Annotated in this window: 17 protein-coding genes; 8 read left to right on the forward strand and 9 right to left on the reverse strand. The window is 60.0% G+C overall.

What is annotated here, in order from left to right; translation table 11 throughout:
* Positions 1–20 precede the first annotated feature (20 nt).
* The 5 genes from rsxC to UF78_RS05415 form a co-directional block, all read right to left on the reverse strand.
* Complete coding sequence (gene rsxC / locus UF78_RS05390; RefSeq protein WP_045160998.1) at positions 21–2528, reverse strand: electron transport complex subunit RsxC; 2508 nt, start codon at positions 2526–2528, stop codon at positions 21–23.
* Positions 2525–3100 carry an electron transport complex subunit RsxB gene (rsxB, locus tag UF78_RS05395; protein ID WP_045160999.1) on the reverse strand — a complete coding sequence of 192 codons (576 nt, stop codon included), beginning with the start codon at positions 3098–3100 and terminating at the stop codon, positions 2525–2527. Before rsxB ends, rsxC begins: the two co-directional genes overlap by 4 nt.
* Positions 3097–3681, reverse strand: a complete 585-nt coding sequence (gene rsxA / locus UF78_RS05400) for an electron transport complex subunit RsxA (protein ID WP_045161000.1) — start codon at positions 3679–3681, stop codon at positions 3097–3099. The genes rsxB and rsxA overlap by 4 nt, the downstream gene beginning before the upstream one ends.
* A gap of 788 nt (positions 3682–4469) precedes the next feature.
* On the reverse strand, positions 4470–5291 hold the full coding sequence (locus UF78_RS05410) for an enoyl-CoA hydratase (protein WP_045161107.1): 822 nt from the start codon (positions 5289–5291) through the stop codon (positions 4470–4472).
* A gap of 260 nt (positions 5292–5551) precedes the next feature.
* The gene (locus UF78_RS05415) at positions 5552–6796 is read right to left on the reverse strand and encodes an ABC transporter substrate-binding protein (protein WP_045161002.1); all 1245 of its coding nucleotides are present in this window, start codon (positions 6794–6796) and stop codon (positions 5552–5554) included.
* 247 nt (positions 6797–7043) lie between these two features.
* Between UF78_RS05415 and ung the strand changes: the two genes are divergently transcribed.
* Positions 7044–7739, forward strand: coding sequence for a uracil-DNA glycosylase (gene ung / locus UF78_RS05420; RefSeq protein WP_045161003.1), 696 nt, complete (start codon positions 7044–7046; stop codon positions 7737–7739).
* A gap of 39 nt (positions 7740–7778) precedes the next feature.
* Here ung and UF78_RS05425 read toward each other — a convergent pair whose 3' ends face one another.
* The 3 genes from UF78_RS05425 to UF78_RS05435 all read right to left on the reverse strand — a co-directional run bounded on the left by UF78_RS05425 (position 7779) and on the right by UF78_RS05435 (position 10310).
* Complete coding sequence (locus tag UF78_RS05425; protein WP_045161004.1) at positions 7779–8297, reverse strand: DUF4142 domain-containing protein; 519 nt, start codon at positions 8295–8297, stop codon at positions 7779–7781.
* Between the two features lie 190 nt (positions 8298–8487).
* Positions 8488–9324 (reverse strand): HDOD domain-containing protein, encoded by an 837-nt coding sequence (locus UF78_RS05430; RefSeq protein ID WP_045161005.1) that lies wholly within the window; start codon positions 9322–9324, stop codon positions 8488–8490.
* 38 nt (positions 9325–9362) lie between these two features.
* Positions 9363–10310 (reverse strand): YgfZ/GcvT domain-containing protein, encoded by a 948-nt coding sequence (locus tag UF78_RS05435; RefSeq protein ID WP_045161006.1) that lies wholly within the window; start codon positions 10308–10310, stop codon positions 9363–9365.
* 156 nt (positions 10311–10466) lie between these two features.
* Here UF78_RS05435 and UF78_RS05440 point away from each other — a divergent pair, with 156 nt between their 5' ends.
* Positions 10467–10721, forward strand: a complete 255-nt coding sequence (locus UF78_RS05440; RefSeq protein ID WP_045161007.1) for a succinate dehydrogenase assembly factor 2 — start codon at positions 10467–10469, stop codon at positions 10719–10721.
* On the forward strand, positions 10705–11160 hold the full coding sequence (locus UF78_RS05445; RefSeq protein ID WP_045161008.1) for a protein YgfX: 456 nt from the start codon (positions 10705–10707) through the stop codon (positions 11158–11160). The genes UF78_RS05440 and UF78_RS05445 overlap by 17 nt, the downstream gene beginning before the upstream one ends.
* On the opposite strand, the gene nadB is transcribed toward UF78_RS05445, so the two are convergent.
* Positions 11129–12742, reverse strand: a complete 1614-nt coding sequence (nadB, locus tag UF78_RS05450) for an L-aspartate oxidase (protein ID WP_045161009.1) — start codon at positions 12740–12742, stop codon at positions 11129–11131. The genes UF78_RS05445 and nadB overlap by 32 nt on opposite strands.
* A 352-nt stretch (positions 12743–13094) precedes the next feature.
* On the opposite strand from nadB, the gene rpoE reads away from it, so the two are divergent.
* Genes rpoE through UF78_RS05475 form a run of 5 tightly spaced genes read left to right on the forward strand, consistent with a single transcriptional unit; the run spans position 13095 to position 17153 of the window.
* Positions 13095–13676, forward strand: a complete 582-nt coding sequence (gene rpoE, locus UF78_RS05455; RefSeq protein WP_019342233.1) for an RNA polymerase sigma factor RpoE — start codon at positions 13095–13097, stop codon at positions 13674–13676.
* A gap of 31 nt (positions 13677–13707) precedes the next feature.
* Positions 13708–14307, forward strand: coding sequence for a sigma-E factor negative regulatory protein (locus UF78_RS05460; protein ID WP_045161010.1), 600 nt, complete (start codon positions 13708–13710; stop codon positions 14305–14307).
* Positions 14308–14315: 8 nt separating this feature from the next.
* The gene (locus UF78_RS05465; protein WP_045161011.1) at positions 14316–15260 is read left to right on the forward strand and encodes a MucB/RseB C-terminal domain-containing protein; all 945 of its coding nucleotides are present in this window, start codon (positions 14316–14318) and stop codon (positions 15258–15260) included.
* Positions 15257–15763, forward strand: a complete 507-nt coding sequence (locus UF78_RS05470) for a SoxR reducing system RseC family protein (RefSeq protein ID WP_045161012.1) — start codon at positions 15257–15259, stop codon at positions 15761–15763. Before UF78_RS05465 ends, UF78_RS05470 begins: the two co-directional genes overlap by 4 nt.
* Positions 15747–17153, forward strand: coding sequence for a DegQ family serine endoprotease (locus UF78_RS05475; protein ID WP_045161013.1), 1407 nt, complete (start codon positions 15747–15749; stop codon positions 17151–17153). The genes UF78_RS05470 and UF78_RS05475 overlap by 17 nt, the downstream gene beginning before the upstream one ends.
* Positions 17154–17319 lie beyond the last annotated feature (166 nt).

The raw sequence follows: 17319 nt of genomic DNA on the forward strand, positions 1-17319 counted from the left end.
TGTCGCGCCACCCAGGATGGTCACGCCAGGGGCGTGTCCACTCCTATAGAATCGGTGTATTCCTGCAGCTTGCGTTCCGCTTCGCTCAGCCGAAGCCTGGCGGCCTCGATTGCGCTGGCTTCGCTGGCCTCGTCACGCTCCAGCTTACGTAGGTCGGCACGGGCGAAGGCAACGTCGGTCTTTAGCGCGCGAGCCTGCTCGTCCACCGGACGTTTTTCGGTACGAACCAATTCTGGTGCGGGCTTTCCTGAATTTTCTTCGGCGTCATGCAGCGCTTGCTCGGCGCTGGCCAAGCCATCACGGAGCTTGCTCAGTTCGGCCTCTTCGGTGCCTTGCTTTTCGGCCTTTTTCAGCTCGGCTCGCTTCATCGCCAGTTCGATCTTGGCTTTCTTCAGGGCCTCGTCGCCAGCAGGCTTGGCCGGGGCGGCAACACCTGCGCTCTGCTGCGCGGAGGCGAGCGTCCGTTCGGCGTCGGTCAGTTGGCCCTGGAGTTTGCTCAGTTCCGCCTGCTGGTCCGTATCCAGCGTTTCGAGTTTTTCCAGCTTGCGAATCTGTGCCCGCAGCATGGCCGCTTCGATCTTGGCCTTCTTCAGGGCCTCGTCGTCGGCCGGTTTGGCCGGGGCGGCGGCAGGTGCGCTCTGCTGCGCGGCGGCAATGGCCTGCTCGGCCGTGGCCAGTTGGCTCTGAAGCTTGCTCAGTTCGCTTTGTTGGTCTGTGTCCAGCGTTTCGAGTTTCTCCAGCTTGTGAATCTGCGCGCGGAGCATGGCTGCTTCGATCTTGGCTTTTTTTGCGGCCTCATCGGCAGGTGGCGCTACCGGTAACGGCGCGGCGGTGGCGATTGCGTCGTCCAGTGCCTTTTGCGCGGCAGCTGCGGCCTGGCGCAATTCGGTGACCTGGGATTCAAGCTCCGGCGTTGCGTGAGCGGCGAACTGCTTCTCGGCCTTCTTCAGAGCAACCTGGGCCATGCTCGCTTCGATTTTGAGCTTCTTCTGCTCATCGGACAGCCCGGCTTTGGTCGCCTGAACGCGGGCCACTGGATCGTCTTGACTGGCGGTCGCGCTGGCGTCGGCCTGAGCGGCCTTGGCTCGGGCGGCCCGCTCAGCGCGTGCCTTGCGGTCGGCTTCCTTCTGCTCTTCGGCGCGTCGTAAGCGGTCCTGGCGCAGTTCGAAGCGCTGTTTGGAATGCTCGGCCTTTTGCTGTTTCTGCTCCAGTGTGCGAATTTCGCCCTTGGCGGCGCGGTAGTACTGCACCAGCGGGATGCTCGACGGGCAGACATAGGCGCAGGCGCCGCACTCAATGCAGTCGAACAGGTTATACGCCTTGAGCTGTTCATGCTCCTGGCCCAGCGCGAAGAAATGCAGCTGTTGCGGCAACAGGCTGGCTGGGCAAGCCTCCGCACACTCGCCGCAGCGAATGCACGGCAGCGCCGGAGGCGGGGGCGGCAACTCCTCCAATGTACTGGCAAGCAGACAGTTGGTGGTCTTGATCAGCGGGACATCCATCGAGGGCAGGGTGAAGCCCATCATCGGCCCACCCATGATCAAACGGTTGAGCCTGTTCTGTTCGAGACCTGCGAAGGCCAGCAGCTCCGCGACCGGTGTTCCGATCAACACCTCGACGTTCATCGGCCGTGCCAGCGCCTCACCGGTCAGCGTGGTGATACGCGAAATGAGTGGCTTGCCCAGCAGCACCGCATCATGAACGGCCACACAGGTCCCGACGTTCTGGCAAAGCATGCCGATGTCCGCCGGCAGGCCGCCGCTGGGGACCTCTTCGCCAGTCAGAATCTGAATTAACTGCTTCTCGCCACCGGAGGGGTATTTGGTCGGAAACACCTTTACGACATAGTTGCGCTCACCGACCGCCGTGCGCACGGCTTCGATGGCTTCGGGCTTGTTGTCTTCAATGCCGATCAGTACCTGCTCCGGCCGGATCAGGTGCGCAAGGATCTCGATGCCAGCGACCAGTTGCGCGGCTTTCTCGCGCATCAGCAGGTCGTCGGCGGTGATATAGGGCTCGCATTCGGTCCCGTTGATGATCAGCGTGCGGATCTGCTGACCGGGAGGGGTTGTCAGCTTGACGCCAGTGGGAAAGCCCGCGCCACCGAGGCCGCTGATGCCTGCCTGTCGAATCAGCTCCAGCAGGTCGCGAGGTTGCATGGCCTGGTAGGCCGTTTTCGGCTCCAGTTCGATCCACTCGTCCTGCCCGTCACTGTCGATGACAATGGCAGCGCTGGGCATGCCCGACACGTGCGGGTAGGGCTGAGGGCCGATGAAGCTGATGGTGCCTGAGGTGGGTGCATGTACCGGCGCGCTGACGAAGCCCGTGGCCTCGGCAATTTTCTGTCCCTTGAGCACTCGTTCGCCCAGAATGACGCAAGGCTCGGCCGGTGCGCCAAGATGCTGGGCAAGCGGCACCACCAATCGAGTGGGCAGCGGCGCTTGCTGGATCGGCGTCCGGTTGGACAGGTCTTTACGCTCCGGCGGGTGAATGCCGCCATGGATATCCCAGACGTTCAGCGAAGTCATGCGGCCTGCCCCCGGTCACTGGCGATCAGTTGGCCCGGCATCAGCGGTTGATCCCACTTCCAGCTCTGCAGGTTGCTGCCAACTTCGATCATGTCGATACAGTCCACGGGACAGGGCTCAACGCACAGATCGCAGCCGGTGCACTCGGAAACGATAACTGTGTGCATCTGCTTCGCCGCGCCGACAATGGCGTCGACCGGGCAGGCCTGGATGCACTTTGTGCAGCCGATGCACTCGGCTTCGCGGATATAGGCGACGCGGGGCGGGACTTCACCCTCGACGGCGTCCAGCGGTTCTGGCTCGACATCGAGCAGATCGGCCAGGGCCTGGATGGTCGATTCGCCGCCCGGCGGGCACTTGTTGATTTTGTCGCCGCCGGCAATCGCCTCGGCGTAGGGTTTGCAGCCTGGGTAGCCGCATTGGCCGCACTGCGTCTGTGGCAGTAGCGCATTGATCTGTTCGGCGATCGGGTCGCCTTCCACGCGAAAACGCACCGCGGCAAAACCGAGGATCGCGCCGCACACCAGACACAGCGCCAGGAGCGAGAGAACGGCAATCACAACCAGACTCATAGCTTGATCAACCCACTGAAGCCCATGAACGCCAGCGACATCAATCCGGCGGTGATCATGCCGATGGCAGCGCCCTGGAAAGACCTTGGAACGTCGGCAATGGCGATGCGCTCACGCATGGCGGCAAACAGCACCAATACCAGCGAGAAGCCCAGACCGGCGGCAAAACCGTTAGCCGTGGCGGTAATGAAGGTGAACTCGGTTTTGTTGGCGTTGAGCAGGGCGACACCGAGCACGATGCAGTTGGTGGTGATCAACGGCAGGAAAATCCCCAGAACTCGGTACAGCAGTGGACTAGTCTTGTTCACCACCATTTCGGTGAACTGCACTACGACGGCGATCACCAGGATAAAACTGATGGTGCGTAAGAATTCGAGGTCCAGCGGTTTCAACACGTACTGCTGAATGATGTAGCTGCACATTGCTGCCAGGGTCAGGACGAAGGTCGTAGCCAGCGAGAGGCCGATGGCGGTTTCGATTTTCTTCGAAACACCCATAAACGGGCACAGACCGAGGAACTGCACCAGCACGAAATTGTTGACCAGGATGGCGCTAACCATGATCAGGGCGAGTTCGGTCATCGCGGGGTTCCTGTGGCGCTCTGCATGAGCCGAGGCTAAAAGGCCGCCATTATCGGGGAACCGGTGGTAGCCATACAAGGCCGCGACGGTCGGCGGCTTCTGCTCATGCTGCGGCTCGGTGACACATATGGAAATGCACCAGCCGTCCGCTCGGATATCAGCCTGCCATTTGCTGTGGTCTGATAGGGTGAGGTCGCAGCTTTCAGATGGAGCGGCTGCTGGAGGTGTTCAATGAATATTCGAATGGCGGTCCTATTGCTCGGACTGGGATTCGGCACCCATGTGTGTGCTGATTCGCGGGGTGGCGTGTGGTTCTACCAGCCGGACGGCGGCAGCTATCGAGTCGAAAGCCGTTCGTACCAGTACGATCCTCGCAGTCCATACTCTCACTACCGGCAATATCCGCAGAATCTGCCGCCGCGCTATCAAGGGCAGCTTCCTCCGCAGTATTACGATAGGCACCGTGGGTCTGATCGGCACCGCTGGAACCATGGGCGCCGGGGTGAGATTCGCCAGTTTCAGCGTTGGGACAATGGACGCAGGTCAGGATTTGACCATCCCCACCGCTTACGCCAGGACCGTCCGCAGAATTTTGGTCGACCGCCCCTGGTCCGCGATGGACGCGATTATCGGCACCAGCGGCGTGGCTTCAACGATCGCCATTACCGCTGAGTGTTTCCGGGGTCAGCACACCGGGCATGGGGCGAGCGAGGGCAGACTGGATAGCGTCGGTCTGCGGCGCTCGGCCCCACCTTCGGCCCTTGGCGATCGCCTCTACGCTTCAGTCTTCAGCGATTTCTCCAGCGCGGATCGCGCTTCTCCAGGAAGGCGTTGACGCCTTCAAGGGTATCCTCGGCATCGAACAGATCGACGAAGGCCTCCCGCTCGGCGGCCGCGAGGCTCACGGGCCCGCGGCTACGCATCGAATCGATCAGCGGTTTGATCGTGCGTACTGCAACTGGGCTCTGACGCGCAACACGAGAGGCCAGCAGCAATGCATGACCGCGCGCTTCGCCAGGTTCTACGACCTGTTCCACCAGACCGATACGCAGAGCCGTATCCGCCGTTACCCGCTCACCACAGAGGATCATTCGCTTGGCCCAGCCTTCGCCCACTAGCCAGGCGAGCGCTTGTGTGCCGCCGGCGCAGGGCAGCAAGCCGACCGAAGCTTCCGGCAAGCCGAGCTGAGCCTGTTGTTCGGCAATGCGGATATCGCAGGCCAATGCACATTCGAGGCCGCCGCCGAGCGCGAAGCCATTGATGGCCGCTATCGATACCCCGCGAAACTCGCGTAGGGCCTCGAAGGCATCGCCGAAGCGCTTCGCCATCTCGCGCGCCCGGGTGCGGTCGCCGTCGGCGAAGAGCTTGAGATCTGCACCGGCGCTGAAGAACTTTTCACCCTGACCGCTGATGACCAGTGCGTAAACTTCGTCGTCATGGTTCAGATGTTCGACCACCTGCTTGAGGCCGATCAGTGAGTCGCGATCCCAGGTGTTGGCCGGCGGATGGTTGATGGTGATCAGTGCGGTATGGCCATGCTTTTCCACGGTCAGCTTGTGGGTCAGGTCGAAGACTCCGGACTTGTAAGGTTCAACTGCGGTCGTGCTCATGATGATGGTCATCCTCGTCGGGATTCGTTGCGTGCGCCTCGTCTGCATCAGATGCGCGAATAGCCCGTGTGTTGCAGGACGGTCGTCGTGACAGAACAGGCTGCCTGTAAGACAAGTCTAGGCGCGATCACTCCCGCCAGGGCGGGGCGTCGTATGGGAGGGCGGGATGCTATCGCGGGGGCGGACGATGCTTCCGGGGTCGGGTGTTGATTCGATGCGTCTGGAGCGGCCTGGGTCGACCCGTGCCGCTCCTCCCGCGTTTATTGCAGTGCCAGCGCTTGGCCACCGGCGCGGCGCTCGGCCTGCCATTCGGCGAGGGATGGCGCAGCCTGCTCTCCGGTCAGGCGGTGGACAATCTCGAAGTAATCCTGCTTGAAGCGGTCTTTGAGTACCTCCTCGCGGGGCTTGACCTTCACTGCGTACACCGTCTGCACATTCTGATGATCGAAGGCACGCCATTGCTGCTCGCCCTTGAGCAGGCTGTAACGATGGCCTTCGAGTGCTGCGATGATCCGCTCGCTGTCGAGACTGCGCGCGCGCGTCGCCGCATCGGCCCATTGATAGACGATGCTGTAGGCCGAAGCGGCCGAGCTGGAAGGGTGGGTCTGGTAACGCTCATCGTATCGTTCGACGAACTGCTGGCCCGCTACCGAGCCTTCCAGCTCCGGTACGCGCCAGGTCCACGGCTCGGTGCCCAGGACGCCGCGCATAATGTCGGGACCTGCGGTTTCGACCATGCTCAGCGTCAGGTTGGGGACGGCGACCTGCATCCTTTTGTTCAGGCCGAGTTCGTCGGCAATTCGCATTGCTCGAACCAGATCTTCGCCGAATAGCACCAGCACAAGCACTTCAGCGTCGCTCTTGGCAACCTGGGTTAGGGCCTCACGGTAGTCAGAGAGGCGCGCGCCGGGAAACGCAGTTTTAATACCGGGGTGCTGGTTGCTGTTCTGAGTGTTGGTCGCCTGGCGCAGAGAGCTTTCGCTGGTATGGCCCCAGGTGTAGTCGGAAGTGATGTAGAAGTAGCGCTTGTTCGGCAGGTTTTTGTTCAGATACTGCCCCAGCACCTGCGCGCTCATCCAGGCGCTGTTGCATTCACGGAACAGGTAACGATGGGCATCCTTGCCTGTCGTGTCGTTGGAATAGGTGAGTGTGCCGAAGTAGAGCAGACCGCGCTCCTTGGCGCGCTTGCCAGCGGCAATCGCGACCGCGCTCGAGGCGCCGCCGAACAGCATGGCAGCGCCTTCGTCGGCCAGTTTGTCGACGTTTGCCACGGCCTTCTCCGGTCGCGACGCCGAGTTGCGGCTGGAAAGCTTCAGTGGCCGACCCAGCACGCCTCCCTTGGCGTTGATCTCGTCGATCGCCAGCAGAGCGCCGCGCATTTGCGAGAGGCCTTCTTCTTTATAACTGCCGGTTCGCGGGTAATTGAGGCCGAGGGTGATCGGCTCGGCAGCTTCGGCAGTCAGGCAGAAACCCAACCCCAAGGCTAGGAGGGTCGTCCGTTTCATTGCAGGATCCTTATTGTAGTTGTTGTTGGCGAGAGCCTTTTTTACTGCGCATCACCAGGGGCCGTCACGCTTTCATTGGTCGTATACCTGCGGTCGGTTAGCCAATTGTGCGGTGAGCGGCATTTCCACGGCGTGGCTGGCCGCAACCTTGCAAAATATGCGCTGCCAGGGGTGCGGCGGAGTGCGGGCATTGACTCTCCGGATCCCTTTCCTTAGGGTTCAGCGCCTCGGCAGATAGGGCAGCGCCATGACTCAGGGTGATCGCGTCAAACTCGAAGACAGCTGGAAGGCGGCTTTACAGAGTGAATTCGAACAGCCGTACATGAAGGAGTTGGGCGCGTTTCTGCGTCGCGAGAAGGCGGCAGGGAAAATCATCTACCCGCCGGGCCCATTGATCTTCAATGCCTTGAACTCGACCCCGCTGGAACAGGTGCGGGTCGTCATTTTGGGGCAGGATCCTTATCACGGTCCCGGCCAGGCGCATGGCTTGTGCTTCTCGGTACAGCCCGGAGTGGCGCCACCCCCATCGTTGCAGAACATCTTCAAGGAACTCAAGCGCGACTTGAATCTGGACATTCCCCGCCATGGCCATCTGCAGCACTGGGCGGATCAAGGCGTGCTGATGCTCAACACCTCGCTGACGGTGGAGCAGGGCATGGCGGGGTCACACGCGAAGATGGGTTGGCAACGTCTGACCGATAGAATCATCGAAGTCGTCAGCGAGTGCCGTTCAAGTGTGGTCTTCATGCTCTGGGGCGCACATGCCCAAAGCAAGGCGAAACTGATCGACCCGACCAAGCACCTACTGCTCAAATCGGTTCATCCTTCGCCGCTGTCGGCTCACCGGGGATTCATTGGCAACGGTCACTTCAGCCGGGCCAACCAATTTCTCCAGCAGCAGGGGTTGTCGCCGATCGACTGGAAGCTCCCGGCCGACCTGTAAGATTGGCGCCGCGACCGCGGCGCCAAAGATAGCTGTAGCCTATTCTTTGCTGCCGTGCGCGGATGCCAGTTCCTGCGCATGCTGCAGATGCTGCTCCAGTTCTTTCAGCGTCGACTCGGCGTATTGTTTCAGCTCGGCGTTCTCACCACTCTTCACGTATTCGCGATACAGCTCAATGGTCTGCTCGTGGGCCGCTACTTGGTTATTGGCATAGGCCTTGTCGAAGTTCTCGCCATCACGCAGTTTCAGGATCATCGCCTTGGCCTTGTCCATGAGCGTCGCTTCGTCGGAAATCTCGAGATCATCATGCTGGCCGGCAAGCTCTGCGAGCTTCTGATTCGACTTTGTATGGTCGTCGATCATTTTCTGCGCAAAGGTCTTGACGTCTTCGGCCGTGCCTTTATCGAGTGCCAATTTGGCAGTTTCGATTTCCGCTAACCCTTTCGCGGACGCTTCATCGACGAAATTCTCGCCCTCCGCTGCCAAGGCGAAATTGGCTGCTACACCGAACAGCATGGCTGCGGTTCCCGAAAAGAAAGCTTTGGTCGTGCGGGTCATCGTTGTTCTCCTTCCTCTACCTGACAAGCGGGTGGACCGCGGCGTGGCCGCGGGCACCTGCGAGATGCGGCAAGAGCGCCGTCTATTTTGTGACCTGAGGCTAGAAGGAGCGGTTCCTCGCACTCCGGCGAGCGGTCATAGGAGATCGAGCAGGGTCAGGAGGCGGGTGCCGAGTGGCACCCGAAGACAGCTATTGCAGCATGCTCATCGCAGCGTCCATCGCGGCGGATAGATCTTCGTCTTCCTGCAGCAGGGTGTTGGGATCAAGTCCCAGCTTGGCGAACGCAGGAATCTGGTTCCAGTCGAGCTGCGTGAAGGGGTGCGAGGTGCCGATGTAGCTTTGCAGGGTCGCCACTTGAACGATGTCGACGTAATCCACCTTGTCGGACACACGAGAGAAATTCAGATGTTGGCCCGGAACCGCCGCGATCGCATCAGGAAACTCCCATGCGCGCAAAATCCTCTCGCCGACGACGGGATGGATCCGGTCGATGACGTGGTTGAGGCTTATTGAGTCGCTGAGCAGGGCGCTGTGCTCCTCCGCATAGGTGAGGATGGGCAGAATTCCTATCAGGTGTACCAGGCCTGCCAATGTCGCCTGATCAGCCGGCAGACGTGTGAAGTTGCGGCATAGCACGTGACTGATGGCAGCGATCTCGGTGCTTTTGTTCCACACCTCGCGCATCTTGCGGTCCACCACATCGGTGGTGGCCTGGAACATCTGCTCCATGGCCAGGCCGGTCGCCAGGTTCGACGTGTAATTGATGCCGAGACGGCTGATCGCCATCTGCAGGTCGTTGATTTCCCTGTTGGTGCGCAGCAGGGGGCTGTTGACCACCTTGATGATGCGCGCGGTGAGGGCGGTGTCGTTGCCGATCACCTTGGCCAGCGTCGGGATACTCACATCCGGATCTTCCGCGGCCTCGCGGACTCGCAGGGCTACTTCCGGGAGGGTCGGCAGGACCAGCTCGTCGTTTTCGATCGCCTGCATCAGTTCCTGCTGGACCTTATCGGCAAGAGTACTCATGTCGTTCCTTATTGATGATTCTGTGTTGGCGTGACGGGCTAGCGCTGGATTTCTCGGTCTGCGTCTAGCGTATATGGCAAATCGAGCAGGGTCAGCGGAAGACCGTCCGGCGAGCCAAGGAATACCCGGCCGTCAGCCGCCGCGTCTTCCTGCAAGACCGCGAGCAACTCCAGCGTACCTTCTGCGGCTGCTGCCAGGACCACCTCGCCCACGCTGGAACCATGCACCGGAGAATACAGTTCGAGCCCCGGAGCCGGCACTTCGGCTTCGGCACTTTCAGCGGCAAGCCGGTACAGACGACGCTTTAGTTTGCCGAGGTACTGCATCCGCGCCACGATCTCCTGACCGGTATAGCAACCCTTCTTGAAGCTGACTCCGCCTAGCGCCTGCAGATTGATCATTTGCGGAATGAACAGCTCGCGGGTGCCGGCTACGACCTGGCCGACACCGGCGCGGATCTGCGCCAGCAGCCAGCGCTCGATCGATGCTTCGCGGAGCTGAGCGGTCAACCTTAGGCGTGTGGTTTCGGCATCTACCGCGCGGGTCCAGAGTTCGGCGCGCCCATCGGAGAGGCGGACGGCGATCAGCCCGTGCTCGGCAATCACCTGATTAGCTGTTTGCGAGAGATCCAGGCCAAGACTGAACAGCGCACCGTCGCCCCCGCTAAGCCCGAAGCGAACCCATTCAGTGCTTTCGTCATACAGCTTGGATTTTGAAAACGCGGCGTATTTGGCCAGATCGGCGCGCTGAGTTGGAACCAACTCGCGGTCCATCGCCAGCAGGTAGCCGTCGCCTTCCGGCAAGATGCGGAAGCTCGACTGCATCCGGCCTTTGGGCGTGCAGCGCGCACCGAGGCTCGAGTGATGGGCGTCAAGGTAATTCAAGTTGCAGGTCAGTTGCCCCTGCAGGAACTTGCTCGCGTCCGGGCCGCGTACAGCCAGGACGCCTTCGTGCGACAGGACGCAAAAAAAAGCAGTGTCGGTCATGACGAGTCGCCGTGAAGAAATCCGGACCGGCATCATAGCAGGACGTCGGCAAAACACAGCGTGCGCCAGTTGCCGCTCCGTGCCGTGATTGCTAATGATGTGCCGACCCGTTGCGCCAGTCGCTATAATGCCGGGCTTCAACTCAGGAGCATTTGCATGGTCGAACAATCCGAACTCAATCGCCTGTTTTGGCAGAGCCGCCGCGGCATGCTCGAACTGGACGTCCTGCTGGTGCCGTTCGTCAAAGAGGTCTATCCGCAGTTGAATGAGGAGGATCAGCGGCGCTACCGCAAGTTGTTGAGCTGTGAGGATCAGGACATGTTTGGCTGGTTCATGGAGCGCGCGGAGCCGGACGACGAAGATCTGCGTTACATGGTTCGCATGATCCTCGATCGTGTCCAACCCAAGTAATCAAATCTTCGAGTGTCGCTGGCAGGCGTCTGGCCTGTTGCTGACGCTCTATGTGGCGATACTTTTGCTGGCGGCCGCCGTCCTGCTGGTGCTGCCCGTTCCGCTTTGGCTCCAGGTGCTCGGTCTGCTGATCTGCCTGTTGCACGCCGTCTGGGCCATACCGTCGCATATCACGCTTTCCCGCAGCTCGTCCTGGCTCGGTTTACGGCATGATCAGCTGGGCTGGTCGCTCTGGAACCGGCGTGACGGTTGGCAGTCCATTCAGTTACGACCCGACAGCCTTGCGCTGCCGTCGGCGGTGATCTTGCGCTTCAAGCTGCCGGGCGACAGGTTCGCTCGTGGCCTCTGCATTCCCCGCGGGGCGATGTCGGCCGATCTGCACAGACGTCTGCGGCTCAGGCTGAAGTTCAGTCGTCGAAGGTGGGCGGCGCCAGGATAGTGTCCTTCGCTTGCGGAAGCTGCTCGGGATAGTCCAGGGTGAAGTGCAGGCCGCGGCTCTCCTTGCGCTGCATCGCCGAGCGGATCATGAGTTCCGCCACCATTGCCAGGTTGCGCAACTCAATCAGGTCACGGCTGACCTTGTAATTGCTATAGAACTCGTCGATTTCCCCCAGCAGCAGGCGCACTCGGTGCTGTGCCCGTACCAGGCGCTTGTTGGTCCGGACGATGCCGACGTAATCCCACATGAAACGCCGCAGCTCGTCCCAGTTGTGCGCGATGATGACGTCTTCGTCCGAATCGGTGACCTGACTCGCATCCCAGGTAGGAAGGACGTGCGGCGTCTCGATCGTTGGCAGCTCGCGGAGCATGTCCTGTGCGGCGGACTGTGCATAGACGAAACACTCAAGCAGTGAGTTGCTGGCCATGCGGTTGGCACCGTGCAAGCCGGTAAAGCTGGTTTCGCCAATGGCGTAAAGGCCGGGAACGTCGGTTCGGCCAGCCTGATTGACTACAACGCCACCGCAGGTGTAATGCGCTGCCGGGACCACCGGAATCGGCTCGCGAGTAATGTCGATGCCAAATTCCAGGCAGCGCTCGTAGACGGTCGGGAAGTGTGCCTTGATGAATTCCGTAGGCTTGTGGCTGATGTCCAGATAGACGCAATCGACGCCTAGCCGCTTCATCTCGTGGTCGATTGCGCGGGCTACGATGTCACGCGGTGCCAGCTCGGCGCGCTCATCGAAGCGCGGCATGAAGCGTTCGCCGTTGGGCAGCTTGAGTACTGCGCCTTCGCCGCGTAAGGCTTCGGTGATCAGGAAGCTCTTGGCCTTTGGATGGTATAGGCATGTTGGGTGAAACTGATTGAACTCCAGGTTGCCGACTCGGCATCCAGCACGCCAGGCCATCGCGATGCCGTCACCGCATGCGCCGTCAGGGTTGCTGGTATAGAGGTATACCTTCGCCGCACCGCCCGTAGCCAGAACGACGAATTTTGCCTGAAAGGTATCCACTTCACCGGTTGCACGGTCCAGCACGTAGGCGCCTAAGCAACGTTTGCCGCTCAGGCCTAGCTTGCGCTCGGTAATCAGGTCGACGGCGACGCGCTGGTGCAGCAGGTCGATGTTGTCCCTGTCCTGGGTACGCATAAGCAGAGTATTGAAAATCGCGGCCCCGGTGGCGTCCGCGGCGTGGATGATGCGCCGATGGCTATGGCCGCCCTCGCGCGTGAGGTGGTATTCGAAGCTACCGTCTTCCCGGTCGGCTTCGTCTCTAGTGAAGGGCACGCCTTGCTCGATCAGCCAGTGGATGGCTTCGCGGCTGTGTTCAACGGTAAAGCGTACGGCGTCCTCTTTGCACAGTCCGCCACCTGCAACGAGTGTGTCGGCGACATGGGACTCGACCGTGTCGGTCGTGTCGAGCACTGCCGCGACGCCACCTTGAGCCCAATAGGTAGAGCCATTGGCCAGATCGCCTTTGCTCAATACCGCGACGCGTAGCGTGGCGGGCAGATTGAGCGCCAGGGTCAAGCCTGCGGCGCCGCTGCCTATGACTAGAACGTCGTATTGATAATGTCGGCTCATTTTGGATCTCACGTTGAGGCGGCCCCTAGTATATAGGCGCATCCCCCGGCAATATAGCGGCCCGCGTTTAGGTGGTTGAAGCCTTGGAACTTTTCTTGCAGGCCCGTCTCTATAGACAGTTGTGGATGCAGGCCGGCTGGCCATCGATCGGTGGGCGGTTGGGCCTTGCTGTGGATATCAGGAGAGCGTCATCGAAGCGATCCGCTTCGAGGCGTTGCTCGCCAATGCCGACAGGTGTGTTGCAGGACAGCTTGCTTGAAGGGGGAGAACTTTTGTGTAAAGCCCGGGTCTATTCTGGCAGGTCAGCTCACAGGCGAGCGCAGCACCCCTTCCAGGTCATGGAGGAGTGTTTATGCTAACCCAGGAGCAGGACCAGCAGTTGGTCGAGCGAGTGCAACGGGGAGATAAGCGGGCTTTTGACCTACTGGTACTCAAGTACCAGCACAAGATTCTTGGGTTGATCGTTCGCTTCGTACATGATTCTCATGAAGCTCAGGATGTTGCGCAGGAAGCCTTCATTAAAGCCTATCGCGCGCTTGCGAACTTTCGCGGAGATAGCGCCTTTTATACATGGCTATACCGCATTGCCATCAATACGGCAAAGAACCATTTGGTGGCCCGTGGAAGAAGGCCGCCCGACAGCGATGTCAGTTCCGAAGATGCAGAATTCTATGAGGGCGATCACGCGCTCAAGGATATTGAATCGCCGGAACGAGCGCTTCTCAGGGATGAAATAGAAGACACGGTTCATAGAACCATTCAACAACTTCCAGAAGATTTGCGTACGGCTCTAACACTGCGTGAATTTGATGGTCTTAGTTATGAAGACATTGCAAACGTCATGCAGTGTCCGGTGGGTACTGTTCGCTCGCGGATATTCCGGGCGCGGGAAGCCATCGATAAAGCATTGCAACCCTTGTTGCATGAATCCTGAGACAGCGGCGACAGCCAAGAGAGGAACCGCCATGAGTCGTGAAGCCCTGCATGAATCGCTGTCCGCGGTGATGGATAACGAAGCGGACGAGTTGGAATTACGTCGAGTGCTCGCCGCAGACGGCGATGCCGAAATGCGATCGACGTGGTCGCGTTATCAGATCGCTCGTGCCGCGATGCACAAGGAGTTGATCGAGCCTCGTCTGGACATCGCTTGGGCGGTTTCAGCTGCGCTGGCCGACGAGCCGGTTATCACTGCGGTCAAGCCGCAGCGTTTCGCCTGGCGCAACGTTGGTCGCCTCGCCGTTGCGGCATCGGTTACAGTCGCTGTACTGGCAGGTGTGCGTCTGTACAATCAGAGCGAAGTAGCGGGTCCGCAAATCGCACAGCAGGCTGCACAGCCTAGCATCGCGGTACCGCAGGCCAATCAGGGGCCGGCCGTGTTGGCAGGCTACAGTGAAGATGCGGGGGCGCCGGAAGCTCAGGTGGCGGGTGCACAGGCATCGGCTGAAGGCTGGCATGAAAAGCGGCTACCGGCGTATGTCCGTCAGCATGCTCAACAGGCCGCTTTCGGTAGTGGTTCTGAAAGTGCACTGCCCTATGCGCGTGCTGCCAGCATGGAAGATCGTTAAGGAACAACATGCGTGTAATACCGCTGTGTGTGGTGCTCGGAGGCTGGCTATCGATGCCGGCCTTTGCTGCTGATGCCGATGCCTGGATGCAAAGGCTCGCGGCAGCCGAAAAGAAACAAAGTTACCAAGGCACTTTTGTTTATGAGCGCAACGGTAGCTTTTCCAGTCATGCTGTCTGGCAGCTTGTAGAAGGCCAGCAACTACACGAGCGACTCTTGCAACTGGACGGTCCACCTGCTGAGGTTTCGCTGGTGGATGGCCAGATTCAATGCGCAAGCGAAGATCTGGCGTCTCAGGTCAGGGATACGAAACCCTGGCGTCAACAGCCGCTTGAGCCTGATTCGTTGTCCAAATGGTATAACGTGCAGGTCATCGGCGAATCTCGCGTGGCGGGGCGTCCGACCGTTGCACTGTCGATACGGCCGCAGGATCAGCACCGTTACGGTTTCGAATTGCATCTTGATCGGGAAACAGCGCTGCCGCTCAAGTCCCTGTTGCTTGATGAAAACGGGCAGTTGCTCGAGCGTTTTCAGTTCACTCATTTTTCGCCAGATTCGATCGGGCCGTCCGATGTCGAAACCGGGTCGGCGTGCAAGCCCGTTTCATTGGCTGCGGAAAAAGCGTCGACTACACCGAAGTGGCGCTCTGACTGGCTGCCGGACGGGTTCCAACTTCTCGATTCGGACGTGCGACCCAGTCCTGCTTCCGATGAGTCCGTAACCTGGCTCTCGTATGGCGATGGGCTTGCCCGCTTTTCAGTATTTCTCGAGCCTTTGCACGGCGCGGTCGTCGAGGACGCACGTAATCAGATGGGGCCGACCGTGGCGGTATCCAAGCGCATTTCCACGGCGGGTGGCGATGTCATGGTGACGGTTGTCGGCGAGATTCCGCTGGGTACTGCCGAGCGAATCGCGTTGTCGATGCGCTCCGGGGCCGATCAGGCAGCGCGATGATCGAGGAGTCGGGGCGCGTGATTGCCGTTGAGCCCGGCGCTGTCTGGGTCGAAACGCAACGCAGTAGTACCTGTTCCGGTTGCTCCGCCAAGAACGGTTGTGGCCAGGGGCTGATGGATAGGCTTGGCGTTCGCGAGCGGCGCGGGTTGATACGAGCCTTGTCCGATCTGCAATTGAATGTGGGTGATTCGGTTGTAATCGGCGTTCGAGAGAGCGCGTTGCTGCGTGGCGCGGTTCTCGTTTATCTTTTTCCCCTGATCATATTGTTTGTCTCGGCGTTCCTCGCTTCCAAGCTTTCGGTTGACGAGCCGTACGTGATTCTTGCCGGCATTGCCGGTTTTTTTGTTTCTTGGCTGTTCGTGCGTAAGCGCAGTCAGCAAACAGCAGACGACTCGGGGCTTCAGCCGATCGTATTGCGCGCGATGCTGGTGGGCGCGGCAGGAAAGGGTCAGACTGGTTTGTTTTCGTCAAGGGAGAATGATCTTAATGGCTTCACGGAATAGCTGCTTTGCCTTCTTCGCTGCGTTGTTTTGCCTGGGGCAGGTCGCGGCGGCCAATGCGCAGCTACCCGACTTTACCCCCTTGGTAGAAGACGCCTCACCTGCAGTAGTCAATATCAGCACCAAGCAGAACGCTCCTGTTCATGGTGCGAACGCGCGCATGCCAGACCTGGAAGGACTTCCCCCCATCATTCGAGAGTTCTTCGAGCATGGCATGCCGGGCATCCCGGAGGGCGGCCAGCAGCGCGAGGCGCAGTCGCTGGGTTCGGGCTTCATCATCACAGCTGACGGCTATGTACTGACCAATAATCACGTGGTTGCCGATGCCGACGAGATAATCGTCCGTTTGCCGGATCGCAGTGAATTGAAAGCAGAGCTTGTCGGCGCGGATCCTCGTACCGATGTCGCTTTGCTGAAAATCGAAGGTACCGGGTTGCCTACGGTCAAGTTGGGCAAATCGGACTCGTTGAAGGCGGGGGAATGGGTGTTGGCGATCGGCTCGCCGTTTGGTTTTGATCACACCGTAACGGCCGGAATTGTCAGCGCGACGGGACGTAATCTACCCAGCGAAAGCTACGTGCCCTTTATACAAACCGATGTTGCGATCAATCCTGGGAATTCCGGCGGGCCGCTGTTCAATCTGCAGGGTGAAGTGATAGGTATCAATTCGCAGATATTCACTCGATCGGGCGGTTTCATGGGATTGTCGTTTGCCATTCCTATCGACGTCGCCATGGACGTTGCCGATCAATTGCGTACGGAGGGCAAGGTCAGCCGTGGTTGGCTTGGGGTGGCGATACAGGAGGTCAACCGGGATCTGGCGGAATCTTTCGGCCTGGAGCGTCCAGCGGGTGCGCTGGTTGCTCAAGTGATGGACGGCGGCCCTGCAGCCAAAGGTGGGTTGCGGGTGGGTGATGTAATTCTCAGCGTCAACGGCAGCGCCATCGATATGTCGGCTGACCTGCCGCATTTGATCGGAGCCATCAAACCAGGCACCAAGGCGACGCTGGGCATCGTCCGTGATGGGGAGCGCGAAACTCTGACCATCCAGATCGGCGCCTTGCCGGACGAAGGAGAAGAGGTAGCAGAAGCCAGCGGCCGCGCCGAGAAAAGCAGCAACAGGCTCGGCGTCAAGGTGTCCGAACTAAGCGCCGAGCAGAAGCGCAGTCTCGATCTGCCAGGGGGAGTGGTGATTACCGAGGTCTTGAACGGACCCGCTGCAATGATCGGTTTGCGTCCAGGTGACGTGATCACCCATCTGAACAATCAGGCCATCGATTCTGCCTCGACGTTTGGCCGCGTTGCGGAGCAGTTACCGAAGAACCGGTCGGTTTCAATGCGCGTGTTGCGCCAGGGCCGGGCGAGCTTTATTACCTTCAAGCTCGCCGAGTAGTGATCCAGTAAGGAAAGCGGCCTCCGGGCCGCTTTTTTTTGTGCTCGGGTTCCGGTCTGGATGTTCAACTGGCCCTCTGCGGCGAGTACAAATGGGGCTGGGGTCCGGCGTGGCGCTGAATAGACCTATCAGGTACACTTTGCGGCTATTTTCAGCGGGCAATCGG

Origin of the sequence: Stutzerimonas stutzeri (assembly GCF_000952685.1) — a bacterium.
Classification (GTDB): Bacteria; Pseudomonadota; Gammaproteobacteria; order Pseudomonadales; family Pseudomonadaceae; genus Stutzerimonas; species Stutzerimonas stutzeri_E.

Coding starts and splice junctions, on each gene's coding strand:
- rsxC (WP_045160998.1), bottom strand. CDS start 2,528: ATGACTTCGCTGAACGTCTGGGATATCCATGGCGGCATTCACCCGCCG.
- rsxB (WP_045160999.1), bottom strand. CDS start 3,100: ATGAGTCTGGTTGTGATTGCCGTTCTCTCGCTCCTGGCGCTGTGTCTG.
- rsxA (WP_045161000.1), bottom strand. CDS start 3,681: ATGACCGAACTCGCCCTGATCATGGTTAGCGCCATCCTGGTCAACAAT.
- UF78_RS05410 (WP_045161107.1), bottom strand. CDS start 5,291: ATGAGCACGACCGCAGTTGAACCTTACAAGTCCGGAGTCTTCGACCTG.
- UF78_RS05415 (WP_045161002.1), bottom strand. CDS start 6,796: ATGAAACGGACGACCCTCCTAGCCTTGGGGTTGGGTTTCTGCCTGACT.
- ung (WP_045161003.1), top strand. CDS start 7,044: ATGACTCAGGGTGATCGCGTCAAACTCGAAGACAGCTGGAAGGCGGCT.
- UF78_RS05425 (WP_045161004.1), bottom strand. CDS start 8,297: ATGACCCGCACGACCAAAGCTTTCTTTTCGGGAACCGCAGCCATGCTG.
- UF78_RS05430 (WP_045161005.1), bottom strand. CDS start 9,324: ATGAGTACTCTTGCCGATAAGGTCCAGCAGGAACTGATGCAGGCGATC.
- UF78_RS05435 (WP_045161006.1), bottom strand. CDS start 10,310: ATGACCGACACTGCTTTTTTTTGCGTCCTGTCGCACGAAGGCGTCCTG.
- UF78_RS05440 (WP_045161007.1), top strand. CDS start 10,467: ATGGTCGAACAATCCGAACTCAATCGCCTGTTTTGGCAGAGCCGCCGC.
- nadB (WP_045161009.1), bottom strand. CDS start 12,742: ATGAGCCGACATTATCAATACGACGTTCTAGTCATAGGCAGCGGCGCC.
- rpoE (WP_019342233.1), top strand. CDS start 13,095: ATGCTAACCCAGGAGCAGGACCAGCAGTTGGTCGAGCGAGTGCAACGG.
- UF78_RS05460 (WP_045161010.1), top strand. CDS start 13,708: ATGAGTCGTGAAGCCCTGCATGAATCGCTGTCCGCGGTGATGGATAAC.
- UF78_RS05465 (WP_045161011.1), top strand. CDS start 14,316: ATGCGTGTAATACCGCTGTGTGTGGTGCTCGGAGGCTGGCTATCGATG.
- UF78_RS05470 (WP_045161012.1), top strand. CDS start 15,257: ATGATCGAGGAGTCGGGGCGCGTGATTGCCGTTGAGCCCGGCGCTGTC.
- UF78_RS05475 (WP_045161013.1), top strand. CDS start 15,747: ATGGCTTCACGGAATAGCTGCTTTGCCTTCTTCGCTGCGTTGTTTTGC.